Source organism: Cryobacterium shii (genome assembly GCF_004402595.1).
In the GTDB taxonomy this organism is placed as follows: Bacteria; Actinomycetota; Actinomycetes; order Actinomycetales; family Microbacteriaceae; genus Cryobacterium; species Cryobacterium shii.
The window spans coordinates 1-19,384 of sequence record NZ_SOFY01000053.1 but is presented as its reverse complement, the minus strand read 5'-3'; the positions used below and the strand labels follow the sequence as shown (position 1 = coordinate 19,384).

Sequence of the window (19,384 nt, the reverse complement as noted above, 5' to 3'; positions counted from 1 at the left end):
AACACCCTCCGCCTTCGATTAACAGCGTCCACGCCGGGCCAGTCCGATCTGACTAGACGTGTACCGCTACCGACAATCGATTAGGACTCACTCATCTAGCGGGAGTCTGGTGCGAACCGCGCAATCCACCCGGCAACCGGTCGCTGCTGCTCACCCTGTTGGGCGGAAAGCACGATCATGATCACCGTGAGAGCGGGCGTCACCCACTGCAGCACCCGCTGCTGCCGCTGGGCCGACTCAAGCTCCGCAGACACGCCCGGACCGGCCTCGGTGGTTCCGGCGGTCGCCTCTCCCGAATGCTCACTCATCTTCTTGCCGAGAATGCCGGAGTACAGCGCTGTGCCCGCGGCCACACCAGCGATGGCAAGTTCCAGGACCGTGTTCCTGCGACTATCCGACTGGCCGGCCAGACGTGCCTTGTTGCCGAGAATCAGGCCCGCGCCGCCCGCGGCGTATGCGGCAAGCGCAGCCACCTGCACCGGCGCCCACCTCTTCCACCCCTGGCTGGCCAGGGCCACGCGTTCCCGAGGATCCCTGGCGGTCGAAGCGCTCCCGTTGAGCCCGACGGCGCCCATCAAGGCGCCCCCTGACCACAGCGCCAATCCCACATCATGCAGACTTCGAACAACGGTATTGCGTCCAGTCACGGAGTACTCCTCATCGGTGCGATTCGCCTTCCCGTACGGGCATGTACAGGGATAGGTACTACCTATGACGCTTGCCGACGCCGATCTCTCATGCCCCGACGCGGGCTGCCACTGACTGTCTCAGGTTCCTCCCAGCCTTGGTCGAAGTAGACGGAGCAGGAAGTGCTTGCTCGCGCGCGGAGGCTGGACAGGCTGCCGGGTTTGCAATCCGGCGACTGGGCGTGTTGCCAGGGGGTCGCAGATCGGTTTGCCTGGGCGATTTTGCCTCTTGAGAAGGCTCCGCTCGGTGTGTATTCTCGTTTCTCAAATCTTCGAATAGGTCTCTATGTTTAAATATGACAATTCCTCACGTCCCGGCGGTGACGTGAATGTCACCGCGTTGACTCCCACCGCCTGGCAAGTTCAGGATCGTCGAAGAACGGGCGGTGACGGACCGGTTCTGCTGGGTTTTATCCAGCAATTCAGTGACGTTTTTGAGGTCATGAATGTGACGCGGCCGTTGGAGAGAACGTACGTGTCGTCCCTGGCCGGCGCAGTGGCGAGCATCACGGGCGGGACGGTCACCCAGTGAGCTCACCGGTCCAGGCCACCTTATCCGACAAATCGGAATCCGCCGCCGAACCGGCCCAACCCCTTCTGCACGCGGCCCAGTCGGCCGCCACGACGACGCGATTGGGTCGGGGGCCGACGGATACGTTCGGTTTCTACCTGCGCAAGATCGGCATGGTCGCGCTTCTGGCTGCGGAGGAGGAGGTCGACCTGGCCCGGCGGATGGAGGTGGGCCTGTTCGCGGCTGAGAGACTCGCCCGGGGTGTCGCCGATCCGGACGCGGACCGGGACCTGACCTGGCTCGCCCGGGACGGCGATCGGGCGAAGAAACGGTTCATCGAAGCAAACCTGCGCCTGGTGGTCAGCGTCGCCAAACAGTACTCCGGCCGCGGGATTCCGATCATGGATCTCGTTCAGGACGGTAACCTCGGGCTGCTGCGCGCGGTGGAGAAATTCGATTTCATGACGGGGTACAAATTCTCCACCTACGGAATCTGGTGGATCCGGCAGTCCATCCACCGGGGCATGGTCGGCGCCGCACGAACCATACGCCTCCCGGTGCACACCGTTGAGAAACTCAACAAGATCAAGCGCATCGGCCGCGATCTCACCGGCACTCTCCACCGCGAACCCACTCTGGCGGAGCTGGCCGAGGCGTGCCGGACGCCGATCGCCGAGGTGCGGGCTCTGCTCGACTATGACCTTGAACCTATCTCGTTCCAGGCCCCGCTCGGAGAGGGTCTGGCCGACATATCCGAACTGATCATGGACGACGACCTGCCCCAGCCGGAGGAATACGCGGCACTTGCCCTGCGCCGGTCGGACATCACGTTCCATCTCGATGCACTGCCCACACGGGAGCGCACGATTCTGGAAGCCCGGTTCGGGTTCAATGGCGACCAGCCTCGCACGCTCGACCAGATCGCCGCCCGTGAGGGTGTGACTCGGGAACGAATCCGCCAGATCGAGAAACGGGCCCTTGCGATGATGCGCGTGCCGGCCCTGGAGCTCTACCTCAGGGAGTGAGGAAGCCTGCCGCCGCAATAGGCTGGTAAGTGATCCGCCTCGCGTTGCGGGAGTCGCGGGCACTTTGCTGTTCCGGCATCCAGGAGAAACCCATGACCGAATCCGCCCCCGTTGATCCCACGTCCACCGAAGCCTGGAGTCAACTCGCCGCCATCGCCGACGGCTTTTCCCCGGATCTCCGCGGTTGGTTCGACACCGACCCAGGACGAGCCGGTCGATACACCTTTCAAGCAGCCGACCTCACCATCGACCTGTCGAAGAATCTCCTGACCGACGAGATCTTGACGCACCTAGTGCAGCTCGCGAAGGAGATCGACGTCTCCGGTCGATTCCAGGCCATGATCGCCGGCGAACACATCAACGTGACCGAAGACCGCGCGGTTCTCCACACTGCGCTGCGCCGCCCGAAGGACGGCGCAGACCTCGTGCCGCCGAAGGGCTTCGTGGTAGATGGTGAGGACGTCGACGCCGAGGTGCACGCCACCCTCGACAAGGTTTACGCATTTGCAGAAAAGGTTCGGTCCGGTGCCTGGACCGGTATCACCGGCAAACGCATCACGACGGTCGTCAACATCGGGATCGGCGGTTCCGACCTCGGCCCCGTGATGGTCTACGAAGCGCTGAAGCCGTATGTGCAAGCAGGCCTCGAGTGCCTTTTCGTCTCGAACATCGACCCGACCGACGTCTACGAGAAGACGGCGGACCTCGACCCTGAGACCACCCTCTTCATCGTGGCGTCAAAGACGTTCGGCACCCTCGAGACGCTCACGAACGCCCGTCTGGCCCGAGAGTGGCTCTGGAAGCAGCTCCTCAGCTCAGGTGCCATCGTCGATACGGTCACCGCCCGCGTCGAGGCCGTCGCCAAGCACTTCGTCGCCGTTTCGACCGCTCTCGACAAGGTCGCGGCATTCGGCATCGATCCCGAGAACGTCTTCGGATTCTGGGACTGGGTCGGCGGTCGTTTCTCGGTCGACTCTGCCATCGGCACTTCCGTGGTCGTCGCCATCGGCCCTGACAATTGGCGCGAATTCCTTTCCGGCTTCCACGTCCTCGACGAGCACATGCGAACAGCGCCCCTCGAGCAGAACGTTCCCGTCCTGATGGGACTGCTCAACGTCTGGTACTCCAACTTCCTCAAGGCCCAGAGCCACGCTGTGCTCCCCTACGCACAGAATCTCCACCGATTCCCGGCCTACCTGCAACAGCTCACGATGGAATCGAACGGGAAGAGCGTCCGGTGGGATGGGTCACCTGTCACGACCGATACCGGCGAGATCTTCTGGGGCGAACCGGGTACGAATGGTCAGCACGCTTTCTACCAGCTCCTCCACCAGGGCACGCGCCTGGTCCCCGCGGACTTCATCGCCGTCGCGAACCCTGCCCACGCGCTCAAGGACGAGACCGGCGACGGTAGCGCCGTTGAGCCCGGCCAGGACGTCCACGCACTGTTCATGGCGAACTTCTTCGCCCAGACCAAGGCGCTCGCATTCGGTAGAACGGCCGCAGAGGTGCGCGCCTCAGGTGCCGACGAGTCGGTCGTGTCGGCCCGCGAGTTCAGCGGAAACCGGCCGACCACGTCGATCCTTGCGCCGGCCCTCACCCCGAGCGTCGTCGGCCAGCTCATCGCCCTGTACGAGCACATTGTCTTCACCGAAGGCACGATCTGGGGCATCGACTCATTCGACCAATGGGGGGTCGAGCTTGGAAAGCAGCTTGCGCAACAGATCGCTCCTGCAGCTGAAGGGAATGTGGACGCTCTCGAATCCCAGGACTCGTCCACGAAGGCCCTGATCGTGAAGTACCTCGAGTTGCGAGACTGACGTCAGGAAGGCCGGGTCATGTCGCCCGCAGCCGCGGCGACACCCGTCGAGCGGTAGCGCAGGAGAACTGCGCCCTTCTCCGAAGCGGCCTCTGCAGCGAGCAGTTCCAGCGACACGGGCGGTCCGTCGGCGCTGAACAGGCCATCGCCGATCCGGCCCGAACGAATTCGACGGAGATTCTGCCGAAATCGGTCCAGAACCGTTCGAAACCGTGGTTTTAGGCCACAATCTCCGTCGAATTGGTTCGAGACCGGGCCCGAGGCGAGACCGGGCCCGAGGCGAGAACGGGCCCGAGGCGAGACCGAGACTGAGCCCGGCGCCTGGGCCGCAGTCACTTGGGCCTCGGTCACTCTAGGCCTCAGGCGCTCAGGCGCTCAGGCGCTCAGGCCTCGGTCACGGTCCCGCGGTCGACGCTCCAGTGCCGGTCCGTGTGAACGGTGGCCAGCATCCGTCGGTCGTGGGTGACCAGCAGGAGTGTGCCCTCATAGGCCTCCAGCGCCTGCTCGAGTTGTTCGATCGCGGCCAGGTCGAGGTGGTTCGTGGGCTCGTCGAGCACCAGCAGGTTGACGCCGCGCGCCTGCAGCAGGGCCAGGCCGGCTCGGGTGCGCTCGCCGGGGGAGAGATCGTCGGCCGCACGGTTGACGTGGTCGGCCTTGAGGCCGAACTTCGCGAGCAGCGTGCGCACCTCGGCCGTGGCCAGGTCGGGCACGAGGCCCTCGAACGCTGACGCGAGGGGCGCGTCACCGGACAGGAGCGCCCTGGCCTGATCGATCTCGCCGATGGCGACGCGGGAACCCAGGCTCGCGGTGCCGGCATCCGGGGCCTGCCGCCCGAGGAGCGCGCGCAGCAGGGTGGTCTTGCCGGCGCCGTTGGGGCCGGTGATGCCGATGCGCTCGCCGGCGTTGATCTGCAGTGAGACCGGCCCGAGGGTGAAGTCCCCCTGGTGGAGCACGGCGTTGCTCAGCGTGGAGACCACGGTGCTCGAGCGGGGAGCGCTGCCGATCGTGAACTCGAGCTGCCACTCCTTGCGCGGCTCGTCGACCTCCTCCAGGCGCGCGATGCGGCTCTCCATCTGGCGCACCTTCTGCGCCTGCTTCTCGCTGGACTCGGAGGATGCCTTGCGCCGGAGCTTGTCGTTGTCCGGGGCCTTCTTCATGGCGTTCCGAACGCCCTGGCTCGACCATTCACGCTGGGTGCGGGCCCGACCGACCAGGTCAGCCTTCTTCTCCGCGAACTCGTCGTAGTGCTCCCGCTTGTGGCGGCGGTCCGTGTCGCGCTCCTCGAGGTAGGAGTCGTAGCCGCCGCCGAAGACCCGGTTCGCGCCCTGGGCGAGGTCGAGTTCGAGCACCCGGGTGACGCAGCGGGCCAGGAACTCGCGGTCGTGGCTGACGAGCACCACGCCGCCACGGAGGCCACGGACGAAGGCTTCGAGCCGCTCCAGCCCGTCCAGGTCGAGGTCGTTCGTGGGCTCGTCGAGCAGCACGATGTCGAATCGGGAGAGCAGCAGTGCGGCGAGCCCGACCCGGGCTGCCTGCCCGCCGGAGAGCGAGGTCATCAGGGTGTTCTCGGCCAGATCGGTGCCCAGCGCGAGGCCGAGGTCGGCGAGCACCACCGGCAGGCGGTCGTCGAGGTCGGCGGCGCCGCTGGCCAGCCAGCGTTCGAGCGCGACGGAGTACACGTCGGCGGGGTCCAGGCCGTCGGCCCGGGGCGTCGGCGCCGGGTCGCCGAGAGCGGATGCCGCCTCGTCCATCTCGGTCGTCGCGGCGGTGCAGCCGGTGCGGCGGGCCAGATAGCCGGCCACGGTCTCGCCCGGGAGCCGCTCGAGTTCCTGCGGCAGCCAGCCGACGAAGGCGTCGGCGGGGGCGAGGCTGACGCTGCCGGCCTGCGGTTCGGTCAGGCCGGCCAGCAGTCGCAGCAGGGTGGACTTGCCGGACCCGTTCACGCCGACGACGCCCACGACGTCGCCCGGTGCCACGGTGAGGTCGAGCGAGTCGAAGAGGGTGCGGTGCGCGTACCCGCCGGCGAGGCCCTGGGCCACGAGTGTTGCGGTCATCCGTCTATTTTCTCATTGTCGTGGTCTGGAGCCTGCACCCGGACTTCCCGGGTGCAGGCGGTTCCCATGCGGACGCTAGATCGCGGGGTGCGTGCGCGCCCATTCCAGTGAATGTGAATGGCGGGCCTGAGCGGCCGTCAGCTTGGTGGTGCCGCCGCAGTGGGTACAGGTGTTCGAGTAGGTCGTCGACAGCGGAAACAGCGGTATGAAGAACAGGGTCAGCCTGAGGGAGTTCCTGACCACCTGTTGCTCGGCGAGGGTTCCGCAGTATCCGCATACGAACGAGACGCTGTTCATCAGTGCCGGGTGGGCACGAGTGCCGAAGAGAAGAAACATGGGCTGGCTCCAAAGTGTCTGCGCGGGATGGTCGTGGCGGATATTAGGGTGAGAAATCTGGTGATCACTGACAGTCAGGCCGTAGATCGTGGATCTGCGCGCCGTATCCCGTCTTTCAACCACGGGGCACTTAGGATCAGTCCGGCCGCAAGGCAGGACCATTGCCGACGCTGAAAGGATCCCCGTGTCAAAGTCGAAGAAGGCCGGCGCCGTCAAACGCGTTTCCAAGCCCCTGTATGAGCAAGAACTGGAACGGTTGCAGGCCGAGCTGGTCGGTATGCAGCAGTGGGTCATCGAAACCGGCGCGCGCGTGCTGGTCATCTTCGAGGGCCGAGACGCCGCGGGCAAGGGTGGCGCCATCAAACGGATTGTCCAGTACCTCAATCCGCGTTCCGCTCGCGTCGTCGCACTCCCCGCTCCGAGCGAGCGAGAGCAGAAGCAATGGTATTTCCAGCGATACATCGAGCGGCTCCCCACCGCCGGAGAAATCGTGCTGATGGACCGTTCCTGGTACAACCGCGGCGGCGTCGAACGGGTGATGGGGTATTGCACGGATGAGCAGTACCACCGGTTTCTGGAACAGGTCCCCCAGGTGGAACGGATGCTGGTTGACGACGGGATCATTCTGGTCAAGTTCTGGTTCTCGGTGTCCGACACGGTTCAGGAAGAACGGTTTCGTTCCCGTCTGGAGGATCCGATGCGCCGGTGGAAGCTCTCCGACACGGACCTCTTTTCGATCACCCGCTGGGAGGACTACTCGCGGGCCAAGGACGCCATGTTCGCGGCGACGGACCTGTCTTATGCGCCGTGGTGGACGATCGAGAGCGATGACAAGCGCGCGTCCCGGATCAACTCGATCAAGCACCTTCTGACCGAAATCCCCTACGAGCATCGGGAACCGGAAAAAGTGACGATCCCCGATCGTCCGCAGGCAACCGAATACGAACGGCCTCCTCAGGACCAGGCGAACTTCGTCAAGGATCACGCCAAGAAGCTGAAGAAGAAATAGCACGGGAACCACCGAGGCCGGGCCGTCCGATCAGGTCTGATCGGGTGGCCCGGTCGTGAACCCGACGAGCTTGTGGGTGCCGTCACAGAACGGCTTGATGGCGGACGCCCCGCACCGGCAGAGGGCAAGGGTTCGGCGGGTTCGGGGAATCACGGCGTTGTCTTCCGAGCGGAGCTCGAAATCGCCCCGCACGAGCAGTGGGCCGTCCGGGCAGGCCGTGATTGTGGCGGGTTGAACGTCGGCCGGGCTCACGGCGCTGCGACGGCGCTCAGGTGGGCAACGCCCACGGCCGGGAACCGTAACGAGGACAGATCATCTTTCCACCGGCCGAGCATGTGGTCGGCCACCAGGCCGTCCATGGTCAGGCAGACGCTGGCGCCGAACATGATGTCGCCCAGCAGGGCGGGGTCGTCCTCGGCCAGCGATCCGGCGAGATCCCGGCCGGCTATTTGTTCGTGAACGGCGTCCGCTTCGACGTGTTCGTCGAAGTAGCGGGTCACATCCGACTCGAAACCGAGTCGCTGAAATCCATCCGCATAGAGACGGCTGGGTATGGCCGACGTCATCTCGAATGCCGCCAGGTGCCCCACGAGCGCACCTCTCAGGCGACGATTGAGCCCGAACATGGACATCGTATTGAACGAGGCCAGGGTGATCGCCGGCACCGAGTCGACGTAGGCTGCGTACCGGTCGTCGAGCCCCAGCCCCCGCATGGTGGAGGCGAAGAGCACGGAGTGCATGCGCTCGACGTCGCCGCCGCCGTATTCGTCGGCCTGGATCTCGATCAGCGCAGCCTTCGCCCGCCCGGTGAGACGGGGGATCGCCCACGAATGCGGGTCGGCTTCTTTGAGGGTGTACACGGAGCGGTGCGCGACGAACTCGATGGCCTGTTCACGGGTGGGCGCGGGCAACGGCGGTTGAGCCACCGAGTGCCGGAGTTGCGCCTCAAGGGCATTTTCGATCAGGATTCGCGCGGCGATGGTCGACGGATGCCACTCCCACTTCTCGTCACCGGGAACGACGCCGCCGTAGTGCAGGCCGTAGAGCACAAAAAGGGTGAGCTGCAGGTCGTCGTCCACCATGACGAAGCCGCTGCAGTCGATGGCGGCAGCGACTGCGGTCTCAAAGTCGGTCAGCAGGGCCTGTCCCGGTGTCAGCGGGCCGTCCAGAGCGGTCAGGAGCAGGTCGCTCAACGGTCCGCGCGCGCAGAACGAGGCGCGGGTGAGGGTGTTCGTGTCGATGGGGAGCATGGGGCCTCGATCAATTTCCAGGGTTGGGTCGCGATTTTCGACCAGTCCCCCCTTAGACGAACACTCGTGGGGATTCGTCATGTCCACCCGGTAAATATAGAGAAATAAGCCGCCCTTGATGCCTGCGAAAGCATCGAGCCCAGCACCATCACGCAGACTGGGGTGACCCTACGTCCACCAGCAGAGGAACTCGACATGGCCGCACCGACCGACACCAGCCCCGGCTGGACCGCCGTCGACATCCCCAACCTCAGCGGCCGGACGGCCATCGTGACGGGGGCGAACTCGGGCCTCGGGTTCGTGACGGCCTCCGAGCTGGCGGCGCACGGCGCATCCGTCACCCTGGCCGTGCGCGATATCGAGCGCGGCGAGGCCGCGGCCGAGCGGCTGCGCGCCGCCGCACCGGATGCCGCGGTGCGGGTGCGCGCGCTGGATCTGGCGAGCCTGGCCTCGGTTCGCGCCTTCGCCGAGACCTGAGCGGCCGAGAACCCGGCCGGCCTGGACCTGCTCGTCAACAACGCGGGGGTGATGAACATCCCGAATCGTGCCACCGCGGACGGATTCGAGCTGCAGTTCGGCACCAATCACCTCGGCCACTTCGCCCTGACCGGGCTGCTGCTGCCCTCGCTGCTGTCCTGGCCCGGCGCGCGGGTCGTCACGGTGTCCTCGACCCTGCACCGGCGCGGCAGGCTGAACTTCGACGACCTGATGGGCGCTGCGCGGTACCGCCCCTGGGCCGCCTACGGTCAGAGCAAGCTCGCCAACCTGCTCTTCACGAGCGAGTTGCAGCGTCGCATCGACGAGGCGGGCCGGGCGCTGCTGGCACTCGCCGCGCACCCCGGGTGGGCCGCCACCAACCTGCAGACGGTCGGGGCCGAGATGCGGGGCAGCGCGGTCGAGCACCGTCTCAGCGGGCTCGCCAACCGTTGGCTCGCGCAGCCGGCCGAGATGGGCGCCCTGCCGTCGCTCTACGCGGCCACCGTGCCCGGGCTCGCGGGCGACACCTTCTTCGGCCCGGACGGCCGCGGCCAGCAACGCGGCAACCCCCGACCCGTCGACCGCTCCGTGCGGGCGCAGAATGCGACGGATGCCCGGCGCCTCTGGGAGGTCAGCGAGAGTCTGACCGGCGTGAGGTTCGACCTCGGCTGAGGGCGGGGCGCCTCAGGCGGGCACGGGCACCCGGGCGGGCACGCGCACGTCTGCCCGGGGGAGGGACAGCATCCGTTCGAGCAGCGGAGCCGCGACGCCGCCCCGGAGGGCCAGCACGACCCGGGCCTCGTGGGGGTTCTGGCCGCGGGGCGCGTCGGCGTCCACCAGGTCCTCGACCACGTCCTCGAGCTTGGCGAACCGGGTCTGGCCGCGGCGGGGCCCCGCGCCGGTGTCGACGCAGATGCGGAGGGTCGGCGCCCGCTCGGGTTCGACGTCGCCGGTCGCGAACGCCGCGGCGGCGGAGTTGTGCAGGGCCACCCGAGGGAGGCAGCTGCCGACGATCTCGGCCAGCGCCTGCTGGGTGAGACCGGTGGCGGAGGCCAGGGCCCGCCGGTGGGTGTCGTCGAACGTGTGCCGGCGGGTCGCGTCCAGCGGCACCAGGGTGACCGGCCAGCTGGCGGCGAAGACGTCCGCGGCCGCCGCGGGGTCGGCGGCGATGTTGGCCTCGGCGTACGGGCCCGCGTTGCCCGGAGCGAACACGGCGCCGCCCCTGACGGTCACGCGTCGAACGAGCCGGGGCAGTTCCGGGTCGAGGCAGAGCGCCTCGGCCAGATTCGTCAGCGGGCCGAGCGTGACGATCTCAAGTTCACCCGGGTTCTCGTGCGCGAGCCGGATCAGGAGCTCGGTGGCGCTTTCCTCCACCGGGTGCCGCCGTGATCGTGGCAGCAGAACGTCGCCGATTCCGTTCCGGCCGTGCACAGGGGCCGCGCCGCGCCGCGAGCCCGCGCTCTCCGGGTCGAACCCGCCGACCGCCACGGGGATGGCGTCGCGGCCGGCTGTCTCCAGCAGGTTCAGCGCGTTTGCGGCGGCGATGGCCGCGCTGACTCCGCCGGCCACCGTGCCGATTCCGGCCAGGCGGATGCCCCGCGTCGCCAGCAGGAACGCGAGCGCCAGCGCATCGTCGGGTCCGGTGCCGCAGTCGAGGTAGATCGGGGTCAGGTGGGGAGTCATCGGGTGCTCTCCCTCTCAGTGTTCCGGGCCGGGCGGCCCTGGGTGGAATCCGCTCTCATGCGGCCGGGCGAAGGATCAGGGAGGCGAGGAACGACGCGGCGGTGAGGCCCGCAGAGATCCACAGCGCCGATTGGTAGCCGGCGACGGATGCCGTGGCCACGACCGGTGCGACGAGGGCGATGCCGGTGCCGATCCCGATCCCGAAGCAGGCGCCGTTGAGGCCGGGCAGGGCGCCGCGGGCCTCCGGCGGCGAGTTGAGCACCGACACCCCGTTGACCGAGCTCTGGAACAGCCCGAGGTAGAAGACGCCCATCACGATGAGCAGCCCGAAGACCAGCCAACGGTCGGCCGAGAACAGGGCGAGGGCCACGGCGGTGACCGTGATCAGGCCGCTGCTCAGACGCAGGGAGGTGATCCAGCCGATCCGCACCGCGAGGTAGCCGGAGAAGATCGCCGCGGTGACGCCGACGAAGGCGGTCGGGGTGAGGTAGAGCAGCGCTGACATCGACGCTGAGAGGCCGTACCCGACCCGCTCGTCCTGGCTGAGCATGACCACGGTGAAGTTGAGTGCGGAGAAGACGCCGGCCAGGGTCAGAACCGTGGTGAGCAGCAGCGGCCAGACCTGGCGCGACCGCAGCGCCCGGATGGGGATCAGGGGTCGACGGGTGCGGTTCTCGACCGTGACGAACAGGGCGCCGGCCGCGATCGTGCCGACGAGATAGCCCAGGGTCAGGGCGTCGGACCAGCCGGAGGAGGAGGCCTGCGAGATCAGGCTGGTCAGCAGCACCAGGAACAGCGAGAGGATGCCGGCGCCCCACCAGTCCATCGAGCCGTCCCGGTTCCGGGGCGCATCCAGGGGCACGAAGAGCAAGACGCAGGTGATCGCGGCCAGGCCCAGGCCGAGCGTGATCACGAAGAGGAACCGCCAGCCGATGGTGTCGGTCACGACGCCGCCGAGGAAGCCGTCCAGGCCGAACAGACCGCCGTTGACCGAGGTGATGATGCCCACGGAGATGCCGAACAGCCGGCTGCTCAAGCGCTCGGACAGCAGCAGGAAGGAGATCGTGAAGGTGGCGTTCGACGCGCCCTGCAGCACCCGACCGATCAAGAGCACGGGCAGGCTCGGGGCCAGCGCGCAGATCACGGTGCCGATCAGGAGCAGGGCGAGCACGATCACGAGGCTGCGCTTGCGGCCGAGGAAGTCGCTCCAGCGGGAGAAGACCACGCCGAAGACGGCCCCGGCGAGGAAAAACGTCGACTGCACCCGGGAGACGGCCTGCGTGCTCTCGCCGAGCTGTTCGCCGACGGCCGGCAGAGCCGCGGAGAGCAGGGTGGCGTTGAGCTGGAAGGTCAGGATCGCCAGGACCAGCGTGCCGATCAGCACGCCGACGGGTTGTGGCGCCCGCGTGCGCGGTGGCGCCGCGGTCACGTCGGGGACAAGCACGGACATGAACAGACTCCTTCATTGGAGCAACCACAAGGTCGACATGCTTAGTGTACAGGCTTGTTATACAAGTACGCCAGATGTGCACGATATACTCGACCAACCAATGGGGGAGACGAATGGATCGACGCACCGAGGCGGCCCTGGCCGGGCCGCTCGAAAGCACCGGAGGCATCCCGCTGCGGGTGGCCGTGTACTCGCGAATCACGGAGGCGATCCGCAGCGGAACCCTGCCGATCGCCTCCCTCCTCCCCTCGGAGACCGAGCTCGGCACGGCCATGGGCGTGAGCCGCACGGTCGTGCGCGAGGCTCTCATGCTTCTCGAGGAAGACCGCTTCGTGCGTTCCCGCCGGGGCATCGGGCGCTTCGTCGCCGACCGGCTGCCCCACCTGGGACTGCAGAAGATCCGCCCGATCGAGGTGCTCCTCGGCGAGACCGGTCCGGCCGTTCAGGTCCGGCGCACCCAGACCGCACTCCAGACCACGTCACCCGCGTTCACCGCCGACGCCATCGGCATCCGCCCCGACCAGCCGTCGTGGTTCATCGAGAGCGTCATTTCCCGGGACGGCGCCCCGATCGCCCTGCTCCAGGAACACGTCCCCGGCGAGGGACTGACCCAGCTCGGCGCGGCCGCCGTGAATGCCGTCTCCGCCGGCGGATCCGCCGGCACCCCGGTGAGCAGCGCGCTGGCCGCCCTCATCGCCGTTCTCGGCCCGACCTTCGGACCCGGCGAGACCGACCTCGCGATCGGTGTCCCCGGCGCCACGCGGGGCAGGCTGCTCGGGTTGCCGGCCGCCAGTCCGGTGCTCATCCTCACCCAGGCGCTCGAGCACGACGGGGCGCCGTTCTATCTCTCGAAGACGCTCATCAACACGGTATCCGTGCAGCTGACGATCAGCCACGCGGCGCAGTCCTGACCGGCGGCTACCGCAGTGCTGAGATGCTGAGCGCGATCGACTTGAGGTTTGCGATGCGCTGCTCGTAGCGGGCCGCGAGCACGATCAGGACGACGCCGCCCGCTCCCAGCCACAGCCACCACGGCACCGCGCCGTAGGCCACCGAGATCCAAGGCCAGAGCTGCGCGACCGCGTGGATCAGCAGCACGGCCGCACCGATCAGGAACGGCGCCTGCAGTTTGCGCAGCACGCCGACCACGATCACGACGAGGGCCAGCACCCCGAGTCCCACGACCCGCCAGAGCGGACTCGCGGTGATGTCGAGCAGCAGTGACGACACCAGGAGCACGAGCAGCCCGGGGGCCAGCCACGGCCAGCTGCGCGCGCGGGGCACGGCGTCGAGGTGCAGCCATCCGCTGGCCAGCAGGGCGATGGCCAGCGGCAGGCTCAGGATCTCGACCGTGTCCGGCGCCGACCGCGCGAACCCGGCGACCACTGCCGCCGCGCCGGCGGCGATGGCCACCCAGGAAACCATCCGGCCGAGCCTGCTGTCGTCGTACCGGGAGACCGCCAGGTGCAGGGCGGAGAAGGTCCAGACGACCAGGATCACCCGCACGGGCGCCAACGGCGCGAAGCCGAGGGCGAGCGCCTCCGCCGCGAGGATGCCGACGATCGCCAGCACGACCAGGCCGTAACCGAGGCGCAGGCCCGCGGGATCGGTGGCCTGGTGCCCGCCCGATACTGCGGCGGCGCGTCGGATGCCGGCAACGAGACTCGTCCCGGCGGCCACGACGAGCAGCGCCGCGGGCAGCAGCCAGGCCTCGAGCCGGGCGTCCGGCCCGAGCGGGACCTGCGCCAGCAGGTCGAGGATGCGCGCGCCGGCGGTGATCAGCACGCCGAGCAGCCCCACGACAAGCGCCGGCCAAGCGGCGGCGCTCCAGCGCGGCCGGCGGGTGAGCAGCGCGCCGGAAACGGCGAGGGCCCCGGAAAGCGCGAGCACGAGGACCGGCCGGAGCAGTTCCGCGCCGGTCGAGGTGCCGCCGGCGAACGCGCTCGGCAGCACGGCCAGCCCCAGGCCGAGGGCGACCCCGACCGAGACGGGCCGGCGGGACACGACGGATGGCGCGGCGCCCGTGCCCGGGTTCTCTGCCGGGTTCTGGCCGGCATCCTGGCCGGTATTCTCGCCGGCCGCGGGCAGCAGTCGACCGAGAACGAGGGCCAGGCCCACCGGAACGGTCACGAGCTCGAACGGATCGGTTGCCCCCGTCACCACGGCGCTCGCCATGGCCAGGCCGGCCAGGGCGATGGCCGCGGTGCCCACGGCGGCCGTCAGGGGTGCCCGCGGGCGCCAGACGACCCGAACGTGCAGGGCGGACAGAATGATCACGACCGAGGATGCGCGCAGCCCGGCCACGACGGCGTCCAGCGAGCCGCCGCCTTCGCCGACCCGCCCGAAGGCGGAGATCTCGGCCAGCGTCCCGAGCGAGAGGGCCAGCAGCACCAGCGCGACGCCGGCGAGGCGGCGCAGGCGCCGGGACGCGGCATCCGTCTGGGCGGCCAGCAGGAAGGCGCCCGCGATCAGGGCGGCGAGGGGAAGCAGCCAGTATTCGAGCCGCGCGGCGGGGGCTCCGGATTCGCCGAGCACCGCGCCCGCCTGCACGACGCTCGTCAGCGCCAGCCCGATCGCGCCGCCGGCGGCCGCGGCGGCGAGGTAGGCCGAGCGCGGCGGCGTCCAGCGGATGGAGCCGGCCCCGAGCAGCAGCACGGCGGATGCCGCGGCCACCAGCACCGCGCGCAGAAGCGAGCCGGAGCCGGCGGCCAGCGCGAGCGGCACGATGGCCACCAGCAGGCCGGCGAACGCGAGCAGCGCGGCGCCCGAGCCGGCCGTCGTGGCCCGGTCGATCCGGTCGATCCGGCCGAACCGGTGGAGCAGCGCGGCCAGCAGTAGCAGGACGCCCGCGACCGGCAGCACGTAGGGTTCGACGTCGGTGGTACCGGCCCGGGCGAGGCCCAGCCAGAGCCCCGACGTGCCGAGCGCGAGGGCGAGCCAGCCGAGGTGGCGGCGGTGCGACCGGGAACCGAACAGCCCGTCGGCGGCGATCGCCGAGAGGAGGGCGGCGATGCCGGCCAGCAGGAGCATCAGCCAGCCCAGCGGCTGCGCGGTGGCGAGGGCCCAGATCGTGCCGGGCACGAGCACGAGGGCGGCGCCGGCCTCGAGGGCGAGGCGGTCGCGGCTCCGGCCGCGCAGCAGGCCGAGGGTGAGCCCCAGCCCGCAGGCGACGAGCGCGGCGGCGGGGACGACGAGGACGCGGTCCTCCGGCGTCGCCGGGGGGATTCGCGCGACGCTCCACAGCAGCAGCCAGAGAACCGGGGCCACGCCGATCGCGGCGACGAGTCGTTCCCGCGCGAGGATGTCCCGATTCGCGGGCAGCAGCAGCCAGAACAGCAGGGCCGCGAGCAGCACCGTCGCGTGCGCGATACCCGCGGCCGGTGCGCCCTGGAGCAGCGCGGCGCGCTCGGCGGCGGAGAGGCTTTCGGCGAGCACCGTCACCGGCAGGGCGAACGCCAGCACGGTCGGGGCGAGCAGCGTCCAGAACGCCCAGCGGCGGTCGGCGACGGTGAACAGACGCGGCAGCGGGAGCGCAACGAACAGCTGCAGCAGCGCGGTCGTGAGGGTGAGGGCGCGCAGGCAATCGACGAAGACGGCGGTGACGGATGGCGCCCCGCCGAGGGTCAGCATCCACGGCGCCGCGATGGCGGCGACCAGGGTAAGCGCGATCGCCCCGGCCAGCAGCAGGCCCCGGGCGACGTCGCCGGTGCGGTCGACAAGCAGGCGGGCGCCGAGGAGGGCGGTGATCGCCGCCAGTGAGCCGATCCACCAGATCGTGCTGCTCTGCCAGCTAGCCAGGTAGCCGAACGTTTCCGTGAGCACGAAGAACGCCAGCGCGACCGGGCGGAACACGCCGAGCGACATCCTTCCCCGGCGCGCCGGCACCAATGCCGCCAGCGAGAGGGATCCGAGCAGAGCATAGAGCAGCGTCACCGCAAGGAGTGAGCCGGAAAACGGCACCGCGAGTACGGCGATGCCCAGAAACAGCGCGGCGAGAACGCGGCGGCGTTCGGTCGGGATGCCGCCGATCAGCCACGCCAGCGTGGCCAGCAGCCCGACCGCGGCCAGGGTGCCGAGCGCCCAGACGCTGTCCGGCCTGATCGGGGCCAGCATCGTGCCGGTGCCGGTGCCGGCCAGGCCACTGGTGAGCGCGACGAGCAGGGGGATGGCGGCCGCGGTGATCACGAGCACCGCGAAGCCCGCCGCGACGAGGGCCGCCGTTCCGCCGCCCACGATCGCCGCGGTGCGGGCCGGTCCGGCGGATCGGCGGCGCGCGTACGGCTCGACCGCCAGCGGAATCAGCACCGCGACCAGGATCGGCACCGTGATCGCCGCGGTCACGTTGTCCGCGCGGTAGGCCATCAGGGGGGCAATGGTCGTCAGCGTGAGGGCAGCGAGGGCGGCGCAGCCGTAGGCGAACACCGCGTCCGCGGACCCGGGGCTCGCCCGGCGCACGATCAGCATCTGGTGCAGCACGGCGGCGACCGTGACCGCGCCGAGGGTGATGAGCGGGGAGAGGGTGAAGGCCGGATCGACGATGGTGGCCGTGAGCGCCGCGCCGATCAGGGCGAGTCCACCCGGCACCAGCACAGATACGCGCTCCGGCACCCGGTCGACCGAGGGCCAGAAGCGGTGCGGAACCGGTGCGGCCGGTGCGGGGTGCGGCGTGGGGTCTGGTGCATGGGCGGCGGAGGCGCTCGGGGCCGGGATGTCACCGGCGGCGAGCCCGGTAGCCCGGCGCGGCAGGGTGAGCGGGTGCAGGAACGCGCCGACGGCGGCGCCGAGCAGACCGACGAACAGGCGGCTGGCGTCGTCCTGGCAGGCCGCGAGACCGGCGGCGAGCAGGCCGAGGCCGAGCGCGGCGGCCGCAAAACCGGACACGCTGGCGACGCGCAGCCCGGACACGGCATGCCAGAACAGGAAGAGAACGGTGCAGCTCACCAGAGTGATGCCCAGTAGGCCGCGCCGTCGGCGGCGGCGAGCCCGAACAGGTCGTTCTGCCGCAGCGCCCAGGCGTCGAGGAGTACCAGCACCACCACCAGCGCTCCGATCCCCTCGGCCGTGGCCACGAGCCGCTTGCGCCGCAGCACGCCCGCCGTGACGAGCGCGGCCACGGTGAACAGGGCGATGATCGCCGAGCGCGCCTCGTGGCCCGCATAGATCCAGGCCACGGTGATGAAGAAGATCGCGGCCACCGACACCAGGGTCACGCCGACCAGCAGGAGCAGGATCTGCACGCTCGAGCGTCGGGGCGCACCGGGAACGGATGCCGTCGCCCCCTTCAGCGGAGCGCGCGGCGGCCGGACAGTCCGGGCTGCCGGTGCGGCGGGGGCCAGCACGGGGGCCAGCACGTTGGCCGACACGGGGGCCGGCGCAGCCGCCGGAGGCAGTGGCACCGGAATCGGCACGGGCTTCGGCGCCGCGGCCGCGGCCCGGAGTGCGACACGCTCGGCCGCCAGCGCCTCGGCCACGTCGAAGCGGATACGCCCGATCAGGGCGGTGCGGCGGTGCGGCGGGCCAGCGACGCTGCGGCATCCGTCGACGCGGTCAGCAACAGGGCGGCGGCGGGGTGCCGCAGGTCGAGGGCACAGTTCGAACAGACGGCGGAGCGCAGTCGGCTGTGGCAGGCCGGGCATCGCGTGGTGTCCGTGAGGTCGGCGGTGCTGCGTGGCCAGAAGACCGTGCCCGCGAACTCGGTGAAGTCGTCGTCGGAGTCGATCTTCGACATCGTTGCCCCTCGCTGGATGTGAACGTGCCAAGGCTACCGGCAGGACACTGCGTCAGAGACGCGTGCGGGGACCCGGTGAATAAGTCCGGCACGGACCGTGAACGGCCCACGGATCGGCCTCGTTCGTTACAGGTTGTGCTCCGCCAGCCAATTCACCAGGACCCGATTGAATTCGGCCGGCTGCTCGACGCTCGGCAGGTGCGCGGTATTCCGAAAGGTGCAGCCGGTGGCGTCGGGCACGGTGGAGAGCAGGAACTCGAACTGGGCCAGGGCCGGGGTGATATCGAACTCGCCCACTGTGACGAGCGCCGGCACCTCGATGTCGACCAGCCGGTCGAAGGCGGGAGGCTCGAGCGGCATCGGTGTCGGATGTTCCTCCGCGTGCACCGCGTTCACGCGATTGAGCGCGTAGGCCGTGGCCACGAATTCGGGGTCGAGCTCCAACTCGCTCCGGAGGGGACCGAAAGCCCACAGGGCGACCTCGAGCCGGGCCAGCTTGTGCCAATCCTGGTCGTCGAAGGCGGCGTCGAGCTGGTCGAAGTGGGCATCCTCGAGTTCGGTCAGTTCCACCTCGGGAAAACCGCTGGGACCCGAGCCGATGGTGACCAGGCCCGTCACCCGGTGCGGGTGTTCCAGGGTCAGGTCGATGGCGGTCGACCCGCCACGGGAACACCCGATCAACGTGGCCGACGCCACCCCGAGGTGATCGAGCACCGCGAGGGCGTCTCCGCGCGGGGAGAATTCCACGTCTTCGGTGAGCGTCTGGCCGAATCCCCGGCTGTCGAAACGGATGACGAAGTGGCTGGCAGCCAGCGCGGCGACCTGGGGGTCCCACATCCGGAGGTTCGCGATGCCCGCGTGCAGAAGGAGCAGGGCCGGTGATGACACGTGGCCCGTCGTCTCGTAGTAGAGCGACGCGCCTGGAACGGTGAGGTGAGGCATGGCTAGATCGTAGGCGTGCGGTGGGGGCCGCGGCAAGGATATGATCCCGAGTCAGCCGAACAACCCTTAGGTCAGAACGGCGCGGGTTCGGGCGGAGCTGCTGAGGCGGGTTCCGGCGGTGGTGGTGGTTCAGGTGNTGCTGAGGCGGGTTCCGGCGGTGGTGGTGGTTCAGGTGCCACCGCACGGATGAACGTGGCCGGCTCGGTCACGAATGCGCGCCCGCTCGGCGAGGTCCACCTCAGGGTGCCGGCCTCCAGGTGTTTCACCGTCCACCGGGTCTCGCTTTTCAGCGCGTGGCACGGCGGACACAGGTGGGCGAGGTTGTCCTCGGCGGTCAGCCCGTTGAACTGCCAGTCCAGCGAATGGTCAAGGTCGGCATGCGCCGCCGACCGGTTGCAGCCGGGGAACCGGCAG

Annotated in this window: 16 protein-coding genes and 1 pseudogene; 6 read left to right on the top strand and 11 right to left on the bottom strand. The window is 69.2% G+C overall.

Annotated features, from left to right (window positions below; all coding sequences use genetic code 11):
* Positions 1-95: 95 nt before the first annotated feature.
* Positions 96-647, bottom strand: a complete 552-nt coding sequence (locus E3O49_RS10050) for a hypothetical protein (RefSeq protein ID WP_134366884.1) — start codon at positions 645-647, stop codon at positions 96-98.
* A 325-nt stretch (positions 648-972) separates the two neighbouring features.
* Between E3O49_RS10050 and E3O49_RS10045 the strand changes: the two genes are divergently transcribed.
* The 3 genes from E3O49_RS10045 (at position 973) to pgi (ending at position 4,042) form a co-directional block, all read left to right on the top strand.
* Complete coding sequence (locus E3O49_RS10045) at positions 973-1,218, top strand: hypothetical protein (protein WP_134366885.1); 246 nt, start codon at positions 973-975, stop codon at positions 1,216-1,218.
* The gene (locus tag E3O49_RS10040; RefSeq protein ID WP_134366886.1) at positions 1,215-2,222 is read left to right on the top strand and encodes a sigma-70 family RNA polymerase sigma factor; all 1,008 of its coding nucleotides are present in this window, start codon (positions 1,215-1,217) and stop codon (positions 2,220-2,222) included. The genes E3O49_RS10045 and E3O49_RS10040 overlap by 4 nt, the downstream gene beginning before the upstream one ends.
* Before the next feature lie 92 nt (positions 2,223-2,314).
* Positions 2,315-4,042 (top strand): glucose-6-phosphate isomerase, encoded by a 1,728-nt coding sequence (gene pgi / locus E3O49_RS10035; RefSeq protein WP_134410641.1) that lies wholly within the window; start codon positions 2,315-2,317, stop codon positions 4,040-4,042.
* Positions 4,043-4,424: 382 nt separating this feature from the next.
* On the opposite strand, the gene E3O49_RS10030 is transcribed toward pgi, so the two are convergent.
* Both E3O49_RS10030 and E3O49_RS10025 read right to left on the bottom strand, forming a co-directional pair.
* Positions 4,425-6,095 carry an ABC-F family ATP-binding cassette domain-containing protein gene (locus tag E3O49_RS10030; RefSeq protein WP_134366888.1) on the bottom strand — a complete coding sequence of 557 codons (1,671 nt, stop codon included), beginning with the start codon at positions 6,093-6,095 and terminating at the stop codon, positions 4,425-4,427.
* Positions 6,096-6,170: 75 nt separating this feature from the next.
* Entirely contained in the window at positions 6,171-6,431 is a 261-nt protein-coding gene (locus E3O49_RS10025; RefSeq protein WP_134366889.1) for a zinc-ribbon domain-containing protein, read from the bottom strand.
* 184 nt (positions 6,432-6,615) lie between these two features.
* On the opposite strand from E3O49_RS10025, the gene ppk2 reads away from it, so the two are divergent.
* Positions 6,616-7,440, top strand: a complete 825-nt coding sequence (gene ppk2 / locus E3O49_RS10020) for a polyphosphate kinase 2 (protein WP_198416912.1) — start codon at positions 6,616-6,618, stop codon at positions 7,438-7,440.
* 30 nt (positions 7,441-7,470) lie between these two features.
* On the opposite strand, the gene E3O49_RS10015 is transcribed toward ppk2, so the two are convergent.
* Together E3O49_RS10015 and E3O49_RS10010 are read right to left on the bottom strand one after the other, a co-directional pair.
* On the bottom strand, positions 7,471-7,692 hold the full coding sequence (locus E3O49_RS10015; protein WP_134366890.1) for a CDGSH iron-sulfur domain-containing protein: 222 nt from the start codon (positions 7,690-7,692) through the stop codon (positions 7,471-7,473).
* Complete coding sequence (locus E3O49_RS10010; RefSeq protein ID WP_134451442.1) at positions 7,689-8,690, bottom strand: iron-containing redox enzyme family protein; 1,002 nt, start codon at positions 8,688-8,690, stop codon at positions 7,689-7,691. The genes E3O49_RS10015 and E3O49_RS10010 overlap by 4 nt, the downstream gene beginning before the upstream one ends.
* 195 nt (positions 8,691-8,885) lie before the next feature.
* Between E3O49_RS10010 and E3O49_RS10005 the strand changes: the two are divergent.
* A pseudogene (locus tag E3O49_RS10005) lies at positions 8,886-9,839 on the top strand (oxidoreductase).
* Between the two features lie 12 nt (positions 9,840-9,851).
* Here the strand turns inward: E3O49_RS10005 and E3O49_RS10000 are convergent.
* Positions 9,852-10,850, bottom strand: a complete 999-nt coding sequence (locus E3O49_RS10000; RefSeq protein WP_134366892.1) for a nucleoside hydrolase — start codon at positions 10,848-10,850, stop codon at positions 9,852-9,854.
* A 55-nt stretch (positions 10,851-10,905) separates the two neighbouring features.
* Positions 10,906-12,300: an MFS transporter gene (locus E3O49_RS09995; protein WP_134366893.1), complete on the bottom strand. Its 1,395-nt coding sequence runs from the start codon at positions 12,298-12,300 to the stop codon at positions 10,906-10,908.
* A gap of 113 nt (positions 12,301-12,413) precedes the next feature.
* On the opposite strand from E3O49_RS09995, the gene E3O49_RS09990 reads away from it, so the two are divergent.
* On the top strand, positions 12,414-13,211 hold the full coding sequence (locus E3O49_RS09990; protein WP_134366894.1) for a GntR family transcriptional regulator: 798 nt from the start codon (positions 12,414-12,416) through the stop codon (positions 13,209-13,211).
* A 7-nt stretch (positions 13,212-13,218) separates the two neighbouring features.
* On the opposite strand, the gene E3O49_RS09985 is transcribed toward E3O49_RS09990, so the two are convergent.
* From E3O49_RS09985 to E3O49_RS09970, 4 genes are all read right to left on the bottom strand, one after another.
* Positions 13,219-17,241, bottom strand: coding sequence for an SCO7613 C-terminal domain-containing membrane protein (locus E3O49_RS09985; protein WP_134403241.1), 4,023 nt, complete (start codon positions 17,239-17,241; stop codon positions 13,219-13,221).
* A complete protein-coding gene (locus E3O49_RS09980; protein WP_134451440.1) occupies positions 17,238-17,771 on the bottom strand; it encodes a hypothetical protein in 534 nt (177 codons plus the stop codon). Before E3O49_RS09980 ends, E3O49_RS09985 begins: the two co-directional genes overlap by 4 nt.
* Positions 17,772-17,791: 20 nt before the next feature.
* Positions 17,792-18,028, bottom strand: coding sequence for a hypothetical protein (locus E3O49_RS09975; RefSeq protein WP_134365877.1), 237 nt, complete (start codon positions 18,026-18,028; stop codon positions 17,792-17,794).
* Positions 18,029-18,154: 126 nt separating this feature from the next.
* Positions 18,155-18,970: an alpha/beta fold hydrolase gene (locus E3O49_RS09970; protein WP_134365876.1), complete on the bottom strand. Its 816-nt coding sequence runs from the start codon at positions 18,968-18,970 to the stop codon at positions 18,155-18,157.
* Positions 18,971-19,384: the final 414 nt, after the last annotated feature.

Excerpts from the sequence above, each read along its gene's own strand:
- E3O49_RS09990 (WP_134366894.1), top strand. The coding sequence starts at position 12,414 with ATGGATCGACGCACCGAGGCGGCCCTGGCCGGGCCGCTCGAAAGCACC.
- E3O49_RS09970 (WP_134365876.1), bottom strand. The coding sequence starts at position 18,970 with ATGCCTCACCTCACCGTTCCAGGCGCGTCGCTCTACTACGAGACGACG.
- E3O49_RS09995 (WP_134366893.1), bottom strand. The coding sequence starts at position 12,300 with ATGTCCGTGCTTGTCCCCGACGTGACCGCGGCGCCACCGCGCACGCGG.
- E3O49_RS10010 (WP_134451442.1), bottom strand. The coding sequence starts at position 8,690 with ATGCTCCCCATCGACACGAACACCCTCACCCGCGCCTCGTTCTGCGCG.
- pgi (WP_134410641.1), top strand. The coding sequence starts at position 2,315 with ATGACCGAATCCGCCCCCGTTGATCCCACGTCCACCGAAGCCTGGAGT.
- E3O49_RS10000 (WP_134366892.1), bottom strand. The coding sequence starts at position 10,850 with ATGACTCCCCACCTGACCCCGATCTACCTCGACTGCGGCACCGGACCC.
- E3O49_RS10045 (WP_134366885.1), top strand. The coding sequence starts at position 973 with ATGTTTAAATATGACAATTCCTCACGTCCCGGCGGTGACGTGAATGTC.
- E3O49_RS10025 (WP_134366889.1), bottom strand. The coding sequence starts at position 6,431 with ATGTTTCTTCTCTTCGGCACTCGTGCCCACCCGGCACTGATGAACAGC.
- E3O49_RS09975 (WP_134365877.1), bottom strand. The coding sequence starts at position 18,028 with ATGTCGAAGATCGACTCCGACGACGACTTCACCGAGTTCGCGGGCACG.
- E3O49_RS10030 (WP_134366888.1), bottom strand. The coding sequence starts at position 6,095 with ATGACCGCAACACTCGTGGCCCAGGGCCTCGCCGGCGGGTACGCGCAC.